The organism is Pseudomonas sp. URIL14HWK12:I6 (assembly GCF_000514195.1).
GTDB classification, from domain to species: domain Bacteria; phylum Pseudomonadota; class Gammaproteobacteria; order Pseudomonadales; family Pseudomonadaceae; genus Aquipseudomonas; species Aquipseudomonas putida_A.
The window spans coordinates 40660-57968 of sequence record NZ_AZVL01000012.1 but is presented as its reverse complement, the minus strand read 5'-3'; the positions used below and the strand labels follow the sequence as shown (position 1 = coordinate 57968).

General features: G+C 60.8%; 13 protein-coding genes. 5 read left to right on the top strand and 8 right to left on the bottom strand.

All coding sequences use genetic code 11. The features are described 5' to 3' along the window. Positions 1–62: 62 nt before the first annotated feature. Positions 63–431 (bottom strand): PilZ domain-containing protein, encoded by a 369-nt coding sequence (locus H043_RS0116935; protein WP_027612837.1) that lies wholly within the window; start codon positions 429–431, stop codon positions 63–65. A 159-nt stretch (positions 432–590) separates the two neighbouring features. Between H043_RS0116935 and H043_RS0116930 the strand changes: the two genes are divergently transcribed. The 3 genes from H043_RS0116930 (at position 591) to yjiA (ending at position 3994) form a co-directional block, all read left to right on the top strand. Next, on the top strand, positions 591–2657 hold the full coding sequence (locus H043_RS0116930) for a carbon starvation CstA family protein (protein WP_007963766.1): 2067 nt from the start codon (positions 591–593) through the stop codon (positions 2655–2657). 15 nt (positions 2658–2672) lie between these two features. Continuing rightward, complete coding sequence (locus tag H043_RS0116925) at positions 2673–2870, top strand: YbdD/YjiX family protein (RefSeq protein ID WP_003228401.1); 198 nt, start codon at positions 2673–2675, stop codon at positions 2868–2870. A gap of 152 nt (positions 2871–3022) precedes the next feature. After that, positions 3023–3994: a GTPase gene (gene yjiA, locus H043_RS0116920; protein ID WP_027612836.1), complete on the top strand. Its 972-nt coding sequence runs from the start codon at positions 3023–3025 to the stop codon at positions 3992–3994. 116 nt (positions 3995–4110) lie between these two features. Here yjiA and H043_RS0116915 read toward each other — a convergent pair whose 3' ends face one another. The 5 genes from H043_RS0116915 to morA all read right to left on the bottom strand — a co-directional run bounded on the left by H043_RS0116915 (position 4111) and on the right by morA (position 12568). Continuing rightward, positions 4111–4821: a GntR family transcriptional regulator gene (locus tag H043_RS0116915; protein ID WP_027612835.1), complete on the bottom strand. Its 711-nt coding sequence runs from the start codon at positions 4819–4821 to the stop codon at positions 4111–4113. Between the two features lie 23 nt (positions 4822–4844). Next, positions 4845–5549 carry a FadR/GntR family transcriptional regulator gene (locus H043_RS0116910; protein WP_027612834.1) on the bottom strand — a complete coding sequence of 235 codons (705 nt, stop codon included), beginning with the start codon at positions 5547–5549 and terminating at the stop codon, positions 4845–4847. 84 nt (positions 5550–5633) lie between these two features. Beyond that, positions 5634–6947, bottom strand: a complete 1314-nt coding sequence (locus tag H043_RS0116905) for a C4-dicarboxylate transporter DctA (RefSeq protein WP_007963773.1) — start codon at positions 6945–6947, stop codon at positions 5634–5636. Positions 6948–7226: 279 nt separating this feature from the next. Continuing rightward, positions 7227–8480: a serine hydroxymethyltransferase gene (gene glyA / locus H043_RS0116900; RefSeq protein WP_003228394.1), complete on the bottom strand. Its 1254-nt coding sequence runs from the start codon at positions 8478–8480 to the stop codon at positions 7227–7229. Positions 8481–8719: 239 nt separating this feature from the next. Next, positions 8720–12568 (bottom strand): cyclic di-GMP receptor MorA, encoded by a 3849-nt coding sequence (gene morA / locus H043_RS0116895; RefSeq protein ID WP_027612833.1) that lies wholly within the window; start codon positions 12566–12568, stop codon positions 8720–8722. Positions 12569–12855: 287 nt separating this feature from the next. Between morA and ettA the strand changes: the two genes are divergently transcribed. Both ettA and gdhA read left to right on the top strand, forming a co-directional pair. Continuing rightward, positions 12856–14520, top strand: coding sequence for an energy-dependent translational throttle protein EttA (ettA, locus tag H043_RS0116890; protein ID WP_003228391.1), 1665 nt, complete (start codon positions 12856–12858; stop codon positions 14518–14520). Positions 14521–14868: 348 nt separating this feature from the next. After that, positions 14869–16206 carry an NADP-specific glutamate dehydrogenase gene (gene gdhA, locus H043_RS0116885; RefSeq protein ID WP_027612832.1) on the top strand — a complete coding sequence of 446 codons (1338 nt, stop codon included), beginning with the start codon at positions 14869–14871 and terminating at the stop codon, positions 16204–16206. Here gdhA and H043_RS0116880 read toward each other — a convergent pair. Both H043_RS0116880 and H043_RS0116875 read right to left on the bottom strand, forming a co-directional pair. After that, complete coding sequence (locus H043_RS0116880) at positions 16203–16697, bottom strand: GreA/GreB family elongation factor (protein WP_027612831.1); 495 nt, start codon at positions 16695–16697, stop codon at positions 16203–16205. The genes gdhA and H043_RS0116880 overlap by 4 nt on opposite strands. A gap of 71 nt (positions 16698–16768) precedes the next feature. Continuing rightward, positions 16769–17125 (bottom strand): hypothetical protein, encoded by a 357-nt coding sequence (locus H043_RS0116875; protein ID WP_007963787.1) that lies wholly within the window; start codon positions 17123–17125, stop codon positions 16769–16771. Positions 17126–17309 lie beyond the last annotated feature (184 nt).

The window sequence follows — 17309 nt, the reverse complement described above, 5'->3', positions numbered from 1 at the left end:
TTGCTCAATGACACACCGTCTTCGCGAGCAGGCTCGCTCCCACAGGGGATTTGTATTGATGGCTAGATTTCGATCAGGGCGCCGAGTTCGCGCTCAAGCTCGGCTTCGTCAGCCAGGTTGAGCTCGATCAACCGTCGCAAGCGCTGGATCGACTCCAGACTGATATGCCGGCAGACGAAGCCTAGTTGTCCGTGATCTTCGTGAGCCAGGTGTACATCCATCTCGATATCGACATCATCGCTCAGATGAATGTTGACGAAGAAATCCTGCTCCCTATCCCCAAGCCACGGCTCCGGCCGTTCGATCAGCAGCCCTTTGAGCGACAGATCGATCAACTTCACCGGCCAGATGAATTGGCCCTGACTCAGCTCGGTTCTGGCATCGAACGCAATACGTTTGAAGCGACGGCGATTGGCTGGGTGTTCGCTCATGGCGCAATCCTCGGAAGAGTTCGCTGACTATAGACCCGACCGTTGGGTGGCTGCCAATCAACGAGCCGTCTAGACCAACGTCGGGGTATGGCCTTTGGCGCCGTAAGCGCTAAACTCGGGGTGGCTGTCTTTCTTGTCCACCCTGGCTGGAATAATAAAATGAAAAATAATAATAGCCTGCTACGCCACTTACCCTGGCTAGTGCTGGCAATCGTAGGAGCGTGCGCCCTGGGCGTAGTGGCATTGCGCCGAGGAGAGGCGATCAACGCCTTGTGGATCGTGGTCGCGGCCGTGGCCATTTATCTGGTCGCGTACCGTTACTACAGCCTGTTCATCGCCAACAATGTGATGCAACTGGATCCGCGTCGGGCCACCCCCGCTGTGCTCAACAACGACGGTCTGGACTATGTGCCGACCAACAAACACATTCTTTTCGGTCACCACTTCGCCGCGATCGCGGGCGCCGGACCTCTGGTCGGCCCGGTATTGGCGGCGCAGATGGGTTATCTGCCCGGCACGCTGTGGCTGATTGCCGGGGTGGTGCTGGCGGGCGCGGTGCAGGACTTCATGGTTCTGTTCATGTCGACCCGGCGCAACGGCCGTTCCCTGGGCGACATGGTCCGTGAAGAAATGGGCCGCATCCCCGGCACCATCGCCCTGTTCGGCTGCTTCCTGATCATGATCATCATCCTCGCGGTGCTGGCGCTGATCGTGGTCAAGGCACTGGCGGAGAGCCCATGGGGCATCTTCACCGTGATGGCGACCATCCCGATCGCGATGTTCATGGGCATTTACATGCGCTACATCCGCCCGGGCCGCATCGGCGAGATCTCGGTCATTGGCGTGTTGCTGCTACTCGGTTCGATCTGGCTCGGTGGGCAGATTGCCGCTGATCCGGTGTGGGCCAAGGCCTTCAGCTTCACCGGCGTGCAAATCACCTGGATGCTGATCGGTTATGGCTTCGTCGCCGCCGTGTTGCCGGTGTGGCTGATCCTCGCGCCACGCGACTACCTGTCGACGTTCCTCAAGATCGGCACCATCATCGCCCTGGCGATCGGCATTCTGGTGACCATGCCCGAGCTGAAAATGCCGGCGCTGACGCAGTTCGTCGACGGCACCGGGCCGGTGTGGAAGGGCGGTCTGTTCCCGTTCCTGTTCATCACCATCGCTTGCGGTGCGGTGTCCGGGTTCCACGCACTGATCTCTTCGGGCACCACGCCGAAGTTGCTGGATAACGAAACCAACGCGCGTTACATCGGTTACGGCGGCATGCTGATGGAATCGTTTGTGGCGATCATGGCCATGGTTGCCGCTTCGGTGATCGAGCCGGGCGTGTACTTCGCCATGAACAGCCCGGCCGCCGTGGTCGGCGGTGACGTCGCATCGGTGGCGCAGATGGTCAGCAGCTGGGGCTTCGCGATCACGCCGGAGGCGCTGCAAGCCGTGGCTCACGACATCGGCGAAACCACCATCCTCGCCCGTGCCGGCGGCGCGCCGACCCTGGCGGTCGGTATCGCGCAGATCCTGCACAGTGTCCTGCCGGGTGAAAACACCATGGCGTTCTGGTACCACTTCGCGATCCTGTTCGAAGCGTTGTTCATCCTGACCGCTGTGGACGCCGGCACCCGTGCCGGGCGCTTCATGCTGCAGGACCTGCTCGGCTCCTTCGTTCCGGCGCTCAAGCGCACCGAATCGTGGACTGCCAACCTGATCGCCACCGCCGGTTGTGTGGCGATGTGGGGCTGGTTGCTGTATCAGGGCGTGATCGATCCGCTGGGCGGCATCAACACCCTGTGGCCACTGTTCGGTATCTCCAACCAGATGCTGGCCGGTATCGCGCTGATGCTCGGCACCGTGGTCCTGATCAAGATGAAGCGCCAGCGCTACATCTGGGTCACCCTGCTGCCAGCCGCCTGGCTGCTGATCTGCACCACCACTGCAGGCTTCATCAAGCTGTTCGACGCCAACCCGGCGATCGGCTTCCTGTCGCTGGCCAAGAAGTACAGCGATGCCCTGGCCGCCGGGCAAGTCATTGCCCCGGCCAAGAGTATCGAGCAGATGCAGCACGTGATCTTCAACGCCTACACCAACGCAACGCTCACTGCGCTGTTCCTGTTCGTGGTCTTCAGCATCCTGTTCTATGCGCTCAAGGTCGGCATCGCTGCCTGGGGCAAAAAAGAGCGAACGGATAAAGAATCGCCATTCCAGGCCCTGCCGGACGCGTAACCAGAGGATTGCACCATGTTCAATGACCTGAGTCGCCTCGGTAAATACCTCGGTCAGGCCGCACGCCTGATGGTCGGCATGCCCGACTACGACACCTACGTCGAGCATATGCAAACCAAACACCCGGACAAACCGGTGATGAGCTACGAGATGTTCTTCCGCGAACGTCAGGAAGCGCGTTACGGTGGCAAGGGTGGGCCGAAGTGCTGTTGAGCTGACAGCCTGCGGTTGAGGTCATCCCCCTGTGGGAGCGAGCCTGCTCGCGAATACGGAGTGTCAGTTGATGAATGATTTGACTGACACACCGCTTTCGCGAGCAGGCTCGCTCCCACATTTGTTTTGTGTTTGTTTCAGGAGATCGTGTTTTGTCTTCTCCCATACCTGTAACGGTACTCAGCGGTTTCCTCGGTGCCGGCAAGACCACCTTGTTGCGCCATCTGCTCAAAGCCGAGCATGGCCTGAAGATCGCCGTGATCGAGAACGAATTCAGCGACGCCGGCATCGACACCCAGTTGCTCGGCGTCGAACCGGTGCAAGTCATGACCCTGGCCAACGGCTGCGTCTGCTGCACCATCCACACCGATCTGACCAAGGCCCTGTACCTGCTGCTCGAACGCCTGGACAGCGGTGAAATCGCCTTCGACCGTCTGGTGATCGAGTGCACCGGTCTGGCCGACCCAGCGCCTGTGGCGCAGACCTTTTTCATCGATGAAGAACTGCGCGAACGCTATCTGCTCGACGGCATCATCACCCTGGTAGATGCCGCTCACGCCGACCTGCACCTGACCCAGACCATCGCCCAGGCGCAGATCGGTTTCGCCGACCGCTTGCTGGTGAGCAAGACCGATCTGGTGGATGAGGCGACGTTCAACGCACTGAGCGAACGCCTGACGCGAATCAATCGTCGTGCGCCGATCCGCGTGGTCGAGCACGGCAACATCGATCTGGCCGAACTGCTCGACGTGCGCGGCTTCAACCTCAATGCTGACCTGGGCGGCGGGGTCAGCCTGCGCCCGGTGAGCAAGGCGCCGTCCATCGACCGTATCTCCAGCCTGGTGCTGCGCACAGACCAGCCGCTGGATATCGATCAACTCAGCGAGTTCATGAATGAGCTGCTGGAAGAACATGGCAAGCAGTTGTTGCGCTACAAGGGCGTGTTGAACATCGCTGGCGAGGATCGGCGGCTGGTGTTTCAGGGCGTACTGAAGCTTTACGGTTTCGACTGGGACACCGAGTGGGCCGAGGGTGAGGCGCGGGAAAGCGTGATCGTGTTTATTGCCGATGATCTGCCGGAAGAGAAGATTCGGGCGGGGTTTGCCAGAGTGACTTCTGCCTGATGGATCCTGGTTGTCAGCGATGGCCTCTTCGCGAGCAGGCTCGCTCCCACAGTAGGTCGCATTCTGTCAGGGGGAATGCAATTCACTGTGGGAGCGGGCTTGCTCGCGAAGGCGATCTAACCGGCGACACGATGCTCAAGGGCTGTACCCAGCAAGGTCTGCTCAAGATGATCCAGGTGTTGATTCATCAGTCGCTCAGCCATGGACATATCCTCAGACGCGACCGCCTCGACAATCGCCAGATGCTCCTGCCACGCGCAGCAACCCAGCGTCGATCCATCACACCGCGCAATCGCCAGCGACGTCAACGGCACCAGACTGCCAAGAAAATGTGCCAACGGTGCATTCCCCGCCATTTGTGCCAGCTGCAGATGAAACTCGCCGGACAAACGAATCGCCGCCGCACGGCGTTCCTGTGTCACGGCCAGACGTTCACGCTCGACCAGCGTGCGCAAGCGTTTCAAACTCTCCGCTGAGGCATTCTGACAAGCCAGACGCACCAGCGTCGCTTCGGTCAGGCGCCGGGCGTGCAGGGTTTGCCGGGTCTGCTCGGCATCCGGTGTGGCGACCCGTGGCCGGTGGTTGGCGCGCAGCACAATCACCTGCTCATGGGACAACTGCGTCAGCACCCGGCGCACATCGGCGCGGCTGACGCCAAACATCTGCTTGAGACTGTCTTCGGTGAAGCGGCTGGCCGGGTCGATTCGCCGGTCCAGAATCGCGTCGAACAGCCGCGGGTACAGATCGTCTGCCGACGCCTGCAGGCGGGAGAAGGGCAGGGGGGCCGACATCTGACGAGTGTGCGGCGACGTGGCAAGGCTGTTCATGGCCGGTCTCCAGTGTGAATCAATCAGTGGCTGAGGTTGTCATCCGGAATGTTCAATTCAACGCCCATGCGCTGGCCTTCACGCAGAATGTGCCGACGCATTTCGGCGCTGGCCTGAGCGCTGTTCTTGCTGCGGATTGCGCGCACCACCGCTTCGTTTTCTTCCAGGCGTTCGGCCAGATGCTCAGGCGAATTGCGCAGCACTTCGGCGCTTTGCTTGAGGGCATTGCTGGTTTGCTGCACCACGCTCTGGAAGATCGGGTTCGAGGTCAGGGTGAACAGCTCCTCGTGGAAGGCGATGTAGGCGCTGACCCCGGCTTCACTGTCACCGGCTTCAAGGGCTTCGCGCATGTCCATCAGGGTCAAGCGCAACTGGCCGACCTCCTTGCTGCTGATCGACTGCGCGACCAGACCGACGATGAAAGGCTCAAGGGTGTAGCGCAGTTGCAGCACGTCTTCGAGGCTGGCGCCGGCCACCGCGCTGTCGTGGCTCTGGCTGTCACTGAGCTGGGCGTCGAGCACCACCACGCCTTTGCCCGGCATCGAACGCACCAGGCCAAGGGTTTCCAGGACGATCACCGCTTCGCGCAGGCTTGGGCGGCTGATGCCCAGTTGTTCGGCCAGTTCGCGCTGACCCGGCAGCATGTCGCCGGAGCGCCACTGACCGCGGGCGAGGGCGGCGCGCAGTTTTTCTACGACTGAGTTGACGACGGTTGATGTGGTGATCACTTGTCTTGCTCCGTGAGCCCGTTGGGGCTGCCGCAAACAGGATCAAAAGATCGCAGCCTGCGGCAGCTCCTGCGGGGTTGAAAATCAGAACTCTTGCTGGTGCGCCGGAGTTCCGGTTTTACGCGGTTGAAAGGTGTAGCCCTGCTGACCGCTGAGTACTTTGTTGGCGCGTTGCACATCGATGTCCTTTTCCCAACGGGCGATGGCCACGGTGGCGACGCAGTTGCCGATCAGGTTGGTCAGTGCCCGGCCGATGCCCATGAACCAGTCCACCGCCAGTACCAGCACCAGACCCACGACCGGAATCGCCGGGATCGCCGTCAGCGTCGCCGCCAGAATCACCAGCGCCGAGCCGGGAATGCCGTGGGCGCCCTTGGAAGTGATCAGCGACACCAGCAGAATCGTCAGCAGATCGGTCATCGCCAGTGGCGTGCCGGTGGCGTTGGCGATGAACACGATGGCCAGGGTCAGGTAGATCGAGAAACCGTCGAGGTTGAACGAATAGCCTGTGGGAATCACCAGCCCGACCGTCGAGCTGCCAATCCCCAGGTGTTCAAGTTTGCGCATGATCTGTGGCAGCACGGCGTCGGAAGAAGCGGTGCCCATGACGATCAGCAATTCTTCGCGCAGGTACTTGAGCAGGGGCCACAGACGCAGGCCCGAGGCGCGCATTACCACGCCGAGGATCACGCTGACGAACGCCATGCAGGTCAGGTAAAACAAGCCCACCAGACTGCCCAGGTGTTGCAGCGAATCGAGGCCGTACTTGCTGGTGGTGAAGGCGATGGCGCCGAACACGCCGATCGGCGCCAGGCGTACGATCATGCCCATGATCCGGAAGATCACATGGCTCAGCTCGTTGATCAGCCGTGAGATCCCGGAAGCCGCTTCGCCCACCAGATTCAGCGCGCTGCCGAACAGCACCGAAAACAGCAGCACTTGCAGGATGTTGTTATCGGCGAAAGCGCCGAGCACCGAAGTCGGGATCAGATCCATCAGGAACTGAGTGGTGGTGTGCATGTGCTGGCCGCGTTCGGCGATGTCGCCCATGTCGGCGGCGGACAACTGCTCCAGATGGATATTCGCGCCACTGCCGATGCCGGTGCTGAAGGCGAATACCAGACCGATCACCAGGGCGATGGTGGTCAGCACTTCAAAGTAGATCACCGACTTGAGGCCGATGCGCCCGACTTTCTTCAGATCGCCCGCGCCGCTGATGCCGCTGACCACCACGCAGAACACGATCAGGCCGATAAGCATCTTGATCAGTTTGATGAAGCCGTCACCCAGTGGTTTGAGCTGAGCGGAATATTCGGGAAGGGTCAGCCCGCAGACGATGCCGAGCACCAGTCCGAGAACCACTTGGAGGAAGATTGAACGTGAGCACCATCTGAGCATGGGAGGAATCCTGGTCGGTGTCCTGGCTGCCGTGCGCCTTTAGGCGCATCAGATTCAGAACTTAATTATTGTGGTCTTACCGGTATGTCCAGTGCGGGTGCAGTCTAGGCGCGGATTTTTGCGGATCGCAAGTGAAAATTGATGAATTGGCATGACCGGTCTGACCAGTTGTGCGGTGAGTCCCATTCTTGAGCGGTTCAGGCGTTTGAAAAAATGTGGGCACAAAAAAACCGGCCAATCACTTGGCCGGTTTTTCATGCTGCAGATTTAACGTCGCGATTACGCGCCGTACACCGGCAGTTTCTTGCAGATGGCTTTGACTTTCTCACGAACGGCGTCGATCACCGCTTCGTTGTTCAGGTCAGCCAGGATGTCGCAGATCCAGCCGGCCAGCTCTTTGCACTCAGCCTCTTTGAAGCCGCGAGTGGTCACAGCCGGGGTACCGAAACGCAGACCGGAGGTCACGAACGGCGAGCGAGGATCGTTTGGCACGGAGTTCTTGTTCACAGTAATGAACGCTTTGCCCAGCGCGGCGTCGGCGTCTTTACCGGAGATGTCCTGCTTGATCAGCGACAGCAGGAACAGGTGGTTCTTGGTACCGCCGGACACTACGTCGAAACCGCGCTCGATGAACACTTCGGCCATGGCTTGGGCGTTCTTCACCACTTGTTCCTGGTAAGCCTTGAACTCAGGCTGCAGCGCTTCCTTGAAGCAGATCGCTTTAGCGGCGATCACGTGCTCCAGCGGGCCACCTTGGGCGCCCGGGAATACCGCGGAGTTCAGCTTCTTCTCGATCTCGGCGTTGGCGCGCGCCAGGATCAGACCGCCACGAGGACCGCGCAGGGTCTTGTGCGTGGTGGTGGTGACCACGTCAGCGAATGGCACCGGGTTCGGGTAGACGCCAGCGGCGACCAGACCGGCTACGTGAGCCATGTCGACGAACAGGTAGGCACCGACTTTGTCAGCGATGGCGCGGAAGCGTGGGAAGTCGAGGATCTGCGAGTAGGCAGAGAAACCGGCCACGATCATTTTCGGCTTGTGCTCAACCGCCAGACGCTCGACTTCGTCGTAGTCGATCAGGCCGTTGGCGTCGATGCCGTACTGCACGGCGTTGTACAGCTTGCCGGAGGACGAAACGCTGGCGCCGTGGGTCAGGTGACCACCGTGGGCCAGGCTCATGCCCAGGATGGTGTCGCCACCTTGCAGCAGGGCCAGGTAAACAGCGGCGTTGGCTTGGGAACCGGCGTGCGGCTGAACGTTGGCGTAATCGGCGCCGAACAGCTCTTTGGCGCGGTCGATGGCCAGTTGTTCAACAACGTCGACGTACTCGCAACCACCGTAGTAGCGCTTGCCCGGGTAGCCTTCGGCGTACTTGTTGGTCAGTACCGAGCCTTGAGCTTCCATCACCGCAGGGCTGGTGTAGTTTTCCGAAGCGATCAGCTCAATGTGCTCTTCCTGGCGCTGAGCTTCTTGCTCCATGGCGGCAAAGAGATCGGCGTCGTACTTGGCAATAGTCAAATCACGGCTGAACATGGCGGTCCTCAAGGATCGGGGGCAGAAAAGGGGGGCATTCTAACCCAATGGGTTTTGGATGGCATATGAAACGACATCATGTCGCAGACAAGTGGCGTTCATGCCAGATGTGCGGTGCCTTTGAAGGCCTCTTCGCGAGCAGGCTCGCTCCCACAGTAATCGAGGCAGGCCTGCGATTTTGTGATCGACATCAATCCCAGTGGGAGCGAGCCTGCTCGCGAAGGGCGCGCCGCCGATGTTCAGTCGAACATGAAGAGGGCGTCGTTACTGAACTGCGCTTCAAACCGGCTCGCCGGCATTGGCCGTCCGAACAGATAGCCCTGAACCTCATCGCAGCCGTGCTCGCGCAGGAAGTCCAGTTGCTCATGGGTTTCCACGCCTTCGGCGATTACCGCCAGATTGAGGCTGTGGGCCATGGCGATGATTGCGCGGGCGATCTGCGCGTCCTGCTCGCCGGACGGCAGGCCGTCGACGAAGGTGCGGTCGATCTTCAGCACGTCGATCGGGAATTGCTTGAGGTAGTTCAGCGACGAGTAACCGGTGCCGAAGTCGTCGACCGCGATGCTCAGGCCCAGGTTTTTCAGCCCGGCCAGAATCTGCATCGCCTCGCTGACTTCGCGCATCAGGATACTTTCGGTCAGTTCCAGCTCCAGACACGCCGGCGGCAACCCGGTTTCGCGCAGGATCGTGGCGATGCGCGTACCGAGCTGGCCATCGGAGAACTGCCGCGCCGAAATGTTCACCGAGACTTTCGGCACGCGCACCCGATTCTGGTGCCAGGTCTTGAGCTGGCGGCAGGCTTCGCTGATCACCCAGTCGCCGACATCCACTACCAGACCCAGCTCTTCCAGCACCGGAATGAAATCCCCCGGCGGCACCAGCCCGCGACGCGGATGACGCCAGCGCAGCAGCGCTTCGGCGCCGGTCAGGCGTTTGCCATCGCCACTGAATTGCGGCTGGTAGTACAGGACGAATTCGTTCTGCTCCAGCGCATGACGCAGGTCGCTTTCCAGCTCCAGACGCTCCAGCGCACTGGCGTTCATGTCGGCCTGATAGAACTGGAAGTTGTTCTTGCCGCGCTCCTTGGCGTGGTACATCGCGGTGTCGGCGTTCTTCATCAACTGGCTGAGTTCGTTGCCGTCCTGCGGGCTCAGGGCGATGCCGATACTGGCGGTGACGAAGAACTCGCGACCTTCCAGCACAAATGGACGCACCAGGCTGGCGAGAATCTGCTCGGCCACATGAATCGCTCGGTTCAGCGCCATTTCGCGGCTGGAGCGGTGTTGCAGGAGCAAGGTGAACTCGTCACCGCCCATGCGCGCCACGGTGTCGTCATCGTCGACGCAGGCCAGCAACCGCGTGGCCATGTCTTTCAACATGCGGTCGCCAGCCGCGTGGCCGAGGGAGTCGTTGATCGGTTTGAAGCGGTCGAGGTCGAGGAACATCAGCACCACCCATGACTTCTGCCGTTCGGCCGATTGCAGCGCGGTGTGCAGACGATCCTGGAACAGCGTGCGGTTCGGCAGGTGGGTCAGGGCGTCGTAGTAAGCGAGACGATGGATGCGTTGTTCGCTGGCCTTGCGCTCGCTGATGTCGCTGAAGAAGCACACGTAACTGGCCAGATCGCCTTCATCGTCGAGTACCGCCGTGATGCCGACCCACGCCGGGTAATGCTCGCCGTTACGGCGCTTGAGCCAGACTTCGCCTTCCCAGGTGCTGTGCTGATGCAATTGCTTGAGCACGTAGCGCAGGTGCGCGTCCTGTTGCTCGTCGACGGTGAGCATGTTCGGCAACTGATCGAGCACCTCCGACACCGCGTAACCGCTGACCCGGCTGAAGGCTTCGTTGGCCTGCACGATGTAACCGGCCGGGTCGGTGATCAGGATCGCCGAGGTCGAGTGCTCGAATACGGTGGCGGCCATGCGCAAGTCTTTCTCGGCGCGGCGCTGCTGGCTGATGTCGCGACCGACGCCGAGCACGCCTTCGAACGCGCCGTGTTCGTCCCACACCAGCACCAGCCGCAGCTCGATCGGGATCTTGCGGCCGTCGGCGCGCAGGCAGTCGAACAGGAACATCTGCGTCTGTACCTGGCTTCGCAGTTGCGCGAGTTGCTCAGGCTTGTCGAGCGCTTTGCTGACCCGATCCATCAAGGTGTAGATGCCGGATAGCTGCTGCGGGTTGGCGATCGTCGATTGCCAGCCATTCTGGAAGATCCACTCGGCGTCATAACCCAGCACCGCCTGCACCGACGGGCTGACGTAGTTCAACGACAGCTTGCTGTCGGTGGAGAAAATCACATCGCTGATGCTTTCGGCGAGCATGCGGTAGCGCTGCTCGCTGTCGCGCAGCGATTCGCTGGCCTCGATCTGCTCGGTGATGTCTTTGGCCACGCCGATGATCCGCGTGACCTGATCATGTTTGTCACGAGCCAGCGCCTGCTCACGAATATCGAAGCGCCGCCACTTGCCGTCGCGATGACGGAAGCGCAATTGGCATTGCAACAGCTGGCTGTACCCGGCGTGCCGCTGCATCTGCCGCGAGCGGTGGTAATAGTCGGCGTCCTCCGGGTGCAGGAGGATTTCCCAAAAATACTCGCCCATCTGGTGCAACTCGGAGCGGTTGTAACCGAGGGTCTGGCCGAGGTGGTGGTTGCTGAAAATCATCCGCTGGCTGATGACGTCCTGCACGTACAGATGATCCGGCACAGTGCGCACCACGTCCGACCAGAAGCCTTCGCGCTCCAGCAGCGACAGTTCGATCAGCTTGCGGCTGGTGATGTCGTTGATGCTCAGAATCACCGCTTTGTAGTCGTGCTGTTCCTGTGGCAGGCGCAGAACCATCCACAGGTGCTGATCGCGGCCATTGATGTCCGGCAGTCTGATTTCCAGCTCCAGTTGATTCTGTTGCTGCAAAACTGCGTCGAGCACCTGGTGGCCGATGGCGCACTGGTTGTGCGGCTGACCGTCGATCAGCAACTGCCAGGCGTGCTCGCAGGAATTGACGTTGAGCAGTTGCAGTGCCACCTGATTGACCTCGGTGACGCGCAGTTCCTGCAGCAATTGCTGGCGCTGGACCGGTTGGTCGAGCCAGGCCTTGAGCTGGTCGCTGGTTTGGATCTGCGCCTTGTCGAACAACTGCTTGAGGCCCGAGAGGTCGAGTACGCACAGGGCGACGCCGGTGCCTTCGAAGATGTCCTGATAGCGCCGGCGGCCTTCATGTAACTGGCGCTGGCGCCGGCGCATGTTGAGCAGAGCGATCACTGGCAGCATCGAGAACGCCAGCCCCAACAGGCATTTGCCTATAAACGCCGGCAGCAGTTCTTCGAGCACGCGCTGGCGGTCGAACAGCCCGCGCAATTGCCAGTCGCTGCTGCTCAACGGCACGGTCAGCACGGTGTTGGCCATGTCGTCCGGGCTCAAGACGCCAGGCCTGGCCGAAGGCCGTGCCTCGTCGCGGCTGATGATCTGATGGTTGAGACGGTTTTCCACCAGCCACAACGGACGGATGCCGGTTTCGCCCTGCTGGGTCAGCGAATCGAAAAACGTCGGGGTCAGGCGCAACGCCCAATAACCGCGCGTGCTGCCGCTGGCCTGATGCAATAACAGGTGTACCACCGAACCGTCGTCGGCGTTGCTGAAGTAATGCGCCTGAGCGCGGCTGCGGCGCACCAGTTCAGCGAGGTAATCGGCGTCGTGGCTGTCGCTGGCGCTGTCGTTGAGGATTTTCCCGGACGGGCTGAGCAGGGCCAGACTGCGCAGGTCCGGGAGCGATTGCTGGAGCTTGCGCAGCAGCGCCTGCTGTTCGTCGGACGACTGCGGCTGTTCGACGATCGGTAGCAGGTTGAGGGCGATTTGCGCATTCAGCGACATGTTCAGGCTGACCTGCGAGGCGAGGTCGGCGGTGTAGTCGATGGTGTACTGACGCTGGTTTTTCTGGGTCTCGCGCAATTGATCGAGCAGTTGCCAGAACAGCAGGGCCAGCAGCAAAAGTACCAGCGTCGCCAATGCACCCTTCAGTGTTCCGCGCAGGGGCGAGCCGGTCCCCGGATTGGACGCGCTCACAGAAGCTGGCGGGGTAACGTTGGACAAGCTGAAATCCTGCGGTTTGGCTGGACTGGCGCGACGTGCACTATAAGCCGGACGCCCGAAGGGCGGCTAGCATGCCTTGAGTTGTGGCGAAGTGCCAGCCCCACTCGGCTGGACTGCCTTCCGTCATTAAGGTAGCTTTGCCGGTTACGCGGGAGCGTTCCAGCTCCTAGAATCAGACTTTTTTCCGCGCGCACGCATTGATGACCATCAAGTGAACGACGCGCATCGGTCTGGCCGGGCATCGCCTGCGCTCCAATCATTCATCTGTCACTGACCCAAGGTTCTCCATGGCTCAATACGTCTTCACCATGCATCGGCTGGGCAAAGTTGTTCCGCCGAAGCGGGAAATCCTGAAAAACATTTCGCTGTCGTTCTTCCCCGGCGCCAAGATCGGCGTACTCGGCCTCAACGGTTCGGGTAAATCCACGTTGCTGAAAATCATGGCCGGCGTCGACACCGAGTTCGAGGGCGAAGCCCGTCCGATGCCGGATCTGAACATCGGTTATCTGCCGCAAGAGCCACAACTTGATCCGACCAAGACCGTGCGTGAAGTGGTCGAGGAAGCCGTCAGCGTGATCAAGGATGCGCAAGCGCGTCTGGACGAGGTCTACGCCGCTTACGCTGACCCGGATGCCGACTTCGACAAGCTGGCTGCCGAACAGGCCAAGCTCGAAGCGATCCTGCAGGCCAGCGATGGTCACAACCTGGAGCGTCAACTGGAAGTCGCCGCTGACGCCCTGCGTCTGCCGGCCTGGGACGCCAAGGTCGAACACCTGTCTGGTGGTGAAAAACGTCGTGTGGCCCTGTGCCGTCTGCTGCTGTCCGCTCCGGACATGCTGCTGCTCGACGAACCGACCAACCACCTGGACGCTGACTCCGTGGCGTGGCTGGAGCACTTCCTGCACGACTTCCCGGGCACCGTGGTCGCGATCACGCACGACCGTTACTTCCTGGATAACGTTGCTGGCTGGATTCTCGAACTCGACCGCGGCGCGGGCATTCCTTACGAAGGCAACTACTCGGGTTGGCTCGAAGCCAAGTCCGATCGTCTGGCGGCCGAATCCAAGCAGCAGTCGGCTCACGAAAAAGCCATGAAGGAAGAACTGGAGTGGGTGCGCAAAGGCGCGAAAGCCCGTCAGTCGAAATCCAAGGCTCGTCTGCAACGCTTCGAAGAAATGCAGTCGCAGGAATTCCAGAAGCGTTCGGAAACCAACGAGATCTACATCCCGGCCGGTCCGCGTCTGGGCGACAAGGTCATCGAATTCAAGAACGTCACCAAGGGCTACGGCGATCGCGTGCTGATCGACAACCTGTCGTTCTCCATGCCGAAGGGCGCCATTGTCGGCGTGATCGGTGGTAACGGTGCCGGTAAGTCGACCCTGTTCCGCATGCTGATGGGCAAGGAAACTCCGGATTCCGGCACCATCGAAGTCGGCGAAACCGTGCAACTGGCCTGCGTTGACCAGAGCCGCGAAGACCTCGACGGCAGCAAGACCGTGTTCCAGCAGATCTCCGACGGTTCCGATCAGATCCGCATCGGCAACTACGAGATCCCATCGCGCACTTATGTCGGTCGCTTCAACTTCAAGGGCGGCGACCAGCAGAAGTTCGTCAAGGACCTGTCCGGTGGTGAGCGCGGTCGTCTGCACCTGGCGCTGACCCTGAAGGAGGGCGGCAACGTCCTGCTGCTCGACGAACCGTCCAACGACCTCGACGTTGAAACCCTGCGTTCGCTGGAAGAAGCCCTGCTGGACTTCCCGGGCGCCGCCATTGTGATCTCTCACGATCGCTGGTTCCTGGACCGCGTCGCGACCCACATCCTGGCGTACGAAGACGACTCGCAAGCGGTGTTCTTCGAAGGTAACTACACCGAGTACGAAGCCGACCGCAAAAAGCGCCTCGGCGAAGCGGCGGCCCAGCCACATCGGGTACGCCACAAGAAACTGGCCTGATTCGGGTTGGTTGCATGAAAAAGCGGAGCCTTCGGGCTCCGTTTTTTTTGCCTGGGTTTTCAGGACCAGCGAGTCGCGCCCTTCGCGAGCAGGCTCGCTCCCACATTTGAAATGCAGTCCCCCTGTGGGAGCGAGCCTGCTCGCGAAAGCGGTGTAATTGCTGGTGCAACTTTCAGATTGGTTCTCACCATTCAGGTGCAATATCAGTCCAAAAAGCCCTCTTATTTATATCCTGTGCACCATTTAATTTCATAACTGCGACATTTTGCGCTGTTCCTGTGCGCAAATCGTTTGCTACAGTCCGGCTCAATCGCTTCCAACGACAATAAATTTGCCGAGACTTTTCCCATGATCGAATCCGTCGAATCCTTCCTCGCCCGCCTGAAAAAACGCGACCCGGATCAACCCGAATTCCACCAGGCCGTCGAAGAGGTCCTGCGCAGTCTGTGGCCGTTTCTCGAAGCCAATCCGCGTTACCTGACCTCAGGCATTCTGGAGCGCATCTGCGAGCCGGAGCGCGCGGTGGTGTTTCGCGTGTCGTGGGTCGACGATCAGGGCAAGGTCCAGGTCAATCGCGGGTTCCGCATTCAGATGAACAGCGCGATCGGCCCGTACAAGGGCGGCTTGCGCTTCCATCCTTCGGTGAACATGGGCGTGCTGAAGTTTCTCGCCTTCGAACAGACTTTCAAGAACTCCCTGACCTCATTGCCCATGGGCGGCGGCAAGGGCGGTTCGGACTTCGATCCGAAGGGCAAGAGCGACGCCGAAGTCATGCGTTTCTGCCAGGCGTTCATGAGCGAGCTGTACCGCCACATCGGCGCGGACGTTGACGTGCCGGCCGGCGATATCGGTGTCGGGGCGCGGGAGATCGGTTTCCTGTTTGGCCAGTACAAACGCCTGAGCAACCAGTTCACCAGCGTGTTGACCGGTAAAGGCATGACCTACGGCGGCAGCCTGATTCGCCCGGAAGCCACCGGTTTCGGTTGCGTGTACTTCGCCGAGGAGATGCTCAAGCGCCGCGGGCAGACCGTCGAAGGCAAGCGCGTGGCGATCTCTGGTTCCGGCAACGTCGCGCAGTACGCGGCGCGCAAGGTCATGGACCTGGGCGGCAAGGTGATTTCGCTGTCCGACTCCGAAGGCACGTTGTACTGCGAATCGGGCCTGAGCGAAGAACAGTGGCAGGCGTTGCTGGAACTGAAAAACGTCAAACGCGGACGCATCAGCGAACTGGCCACCGCGTTCGGTCTGGAATTCCGTGCCGGTCAGTTGCCTTGGTCGCTGCCGTGCGATATCGCGCTGCCCTGCGCCACGCAGAACGAACTCGACGCCGACGCCGCACGCACTCTGCTGCGCAACGGCTGCGTGTGCGTGGCCGAGGGCGCGAACATGCCGACCACGCTTGAGGCTGTGGATATCTTCATCGAGGCCGGCATTCTGTTCGCCCCGGGCAAGGCGTCGAACGCCGGCGGGGTCGCGGTCAGTGGGCTGGAGATGTCGCAGAACGCCATGCGCCTGCTGTGGACGGCGGGTGAGGTGGACAGCAAGCTGCACGCGATCATGCAGTCGATCCACCACGCCTGCGTGCATTACGGCGAAGAGAACGGACGGATCAACTACGTCAAAGGCGCGAACATCGCCGGCTTCGTCAAAGTCGCCGATGCGATGCTCGCGCAGGGTGTGGTTTAAGCCGGTTCGATGCGAATCACTTCAATCACCTGATCGCCAGCGGGGCGCTGCCACAGCACTTCGTCATTGAGCCGGGCGCCGAGCAGCGCCCGGCCCAGCGGCGAAGCCCAGTTGATCAGGCCTTGGCTGGCGTCGGCCTGATCTTCGCCGACCAGTTGCACCCGACTTTCGGTGTCGTGTTCGTCGGCGTAGGTCACCCAGCTGCCGATCTGCACTTTATCGGTCGAGATCGCCGGGGCCGCGACCTGTGCGCTGGCGAGGCGTTGGTTGAAGTAGCGCAAATCTCTTTCGAGATCGGCCTGGCGCTGCTTGTCGGCCTGTTCGCCCTTGGCCGATTGCTCGGCGTGCAGGGCTTGCAGTTCGGCGACTTTGGCCTGCAACTGCACCAATCCTTGGGGGGTGACGTAATTGGGCTGCGCACTGACCTGCCGTTCGACGGGCTGATCGGCTTGCGCAGCGGCGTTATCTTCGTTGACGAAAGCGCGGCTCATGCTGTCCTCCTCTGCAAAGAGTTTGGGCCATGGTCGCCGGCATTTGGTTTCACTGGATGTCTGGAAACGACCTATTGCGAGCGATAAGCCCGCCCGGCGTCCTGATCTTTCTGCTGCTGCCAGGCGCGCTCGCGTTCGTCCCAGTGCTCGTTGCGATACTCTTCGCGATCCTTGTTCTCCAGCATCGCCTGGCACTGGCGAAAGCCGTCGGTCCAGCCTTCGGCGTATTGCTTGTCCTTGAGATAGCGCGGCACGTTCTTGCGAAACTCGCCACTGATCGAACCGGCGGCTTGCCGACCACTGACGCAGCCATCATCAAAGCCGTCGGCGAAGGCCGGTGGATAACCTTTGGCGATCAAGTCTTCATGGGTGGTCTGGCAACCCCCGAGCAGCAGCAAAACACCCAGCAATCCCGCACACCGCCACATCGCACTCTCCCGCGCCGATTCTCGGCTGATAGGGAAAGTCTAGAAGCGGATTCGTCGGGCGTTGGTGAAAGACATGTAAGTAATTCGTTGAATACCGGAGAACCCTGTGGGAGCGGGCTTGCTCGCGAAAGCGGTGGATCAGTCGAGATTTGAATCGCCTGACACGACGCCTTCGCGAGCAAGC

Excerpts from the sequence above, each read along its gene's own strand:
- H043_RS0116880 (WP_027612831.1), bottom strand. The coding sequence starts at position 16,697 with ATGAGCCGCGCTTTCGTCAACGAAGATAACGCCGCTGCGCAAGCCGAT.
- H043_RS0116905 (WP_007963773.1), bottom strand. The coding sequence starts at position 6,947 with ATGCTCAGATGGTGCTCACGTTCAATCTTCCTCCAAGTGGTTCTCGGA.
- ettA (WP_003228391.1), top strand. The coding sequence starts at position 12,856 with ATGGCTCAATACGTCTTCACCATGCATCGGCTGGGCAAAGTTGTTCCG.
- H043_RS0116875 (WP_007963787.1), bottom strand. The coding sequence starts at position 17,125 with ATGTGGCGGTGTGCGGGATTGCTGGGTGTTTTGCTGCTGCTCGGGGGT.
- H043_RS0116915 (WP_027612835.1), bottom strand. The coding sequence starts at position 4,821 with ATGAACAGCCTTGCCACGTCGCCGCACACTCGTCAGATGTCGGCCCCC.
- H043_RS0116930 (WP_007963766.1), top strand. The coding sequence starts at position 591 with ATGAAAAATAATAATAGCCTGCTACGCCACTTACCCTGGCTAGTGCTG.
- gdhA (WP_027612832.1), top strand. The coding sequence starts at position 14,869 with ATGATCGAATCCGTCGAATCCTTCCTCGCCCGCCTGAAAAAACGCGAC.
- H043_RS0116935 (WP_027612837.1), bottom strand. The coding sequence starts at position 431 with ATGAGCGAACACCCAGCCAATCGCCGTCGCTTCAAACGTATTGCGTTC.
- glyA (WP_003228394.1), bottom strand. The coding sequence starts at position 8,480 with ATGTTCAGCCGTGATTTGACTATTGCCAAGTACGACGCCGATCTCTTT.
- H043_RS0116925 (WP_003228401.1), top strand. The coding sequence starts at position 2,673 with ATGTTCAATGACCTGAGTCGCCTCGGTAAATACCTCGGTCAGGCCGCA.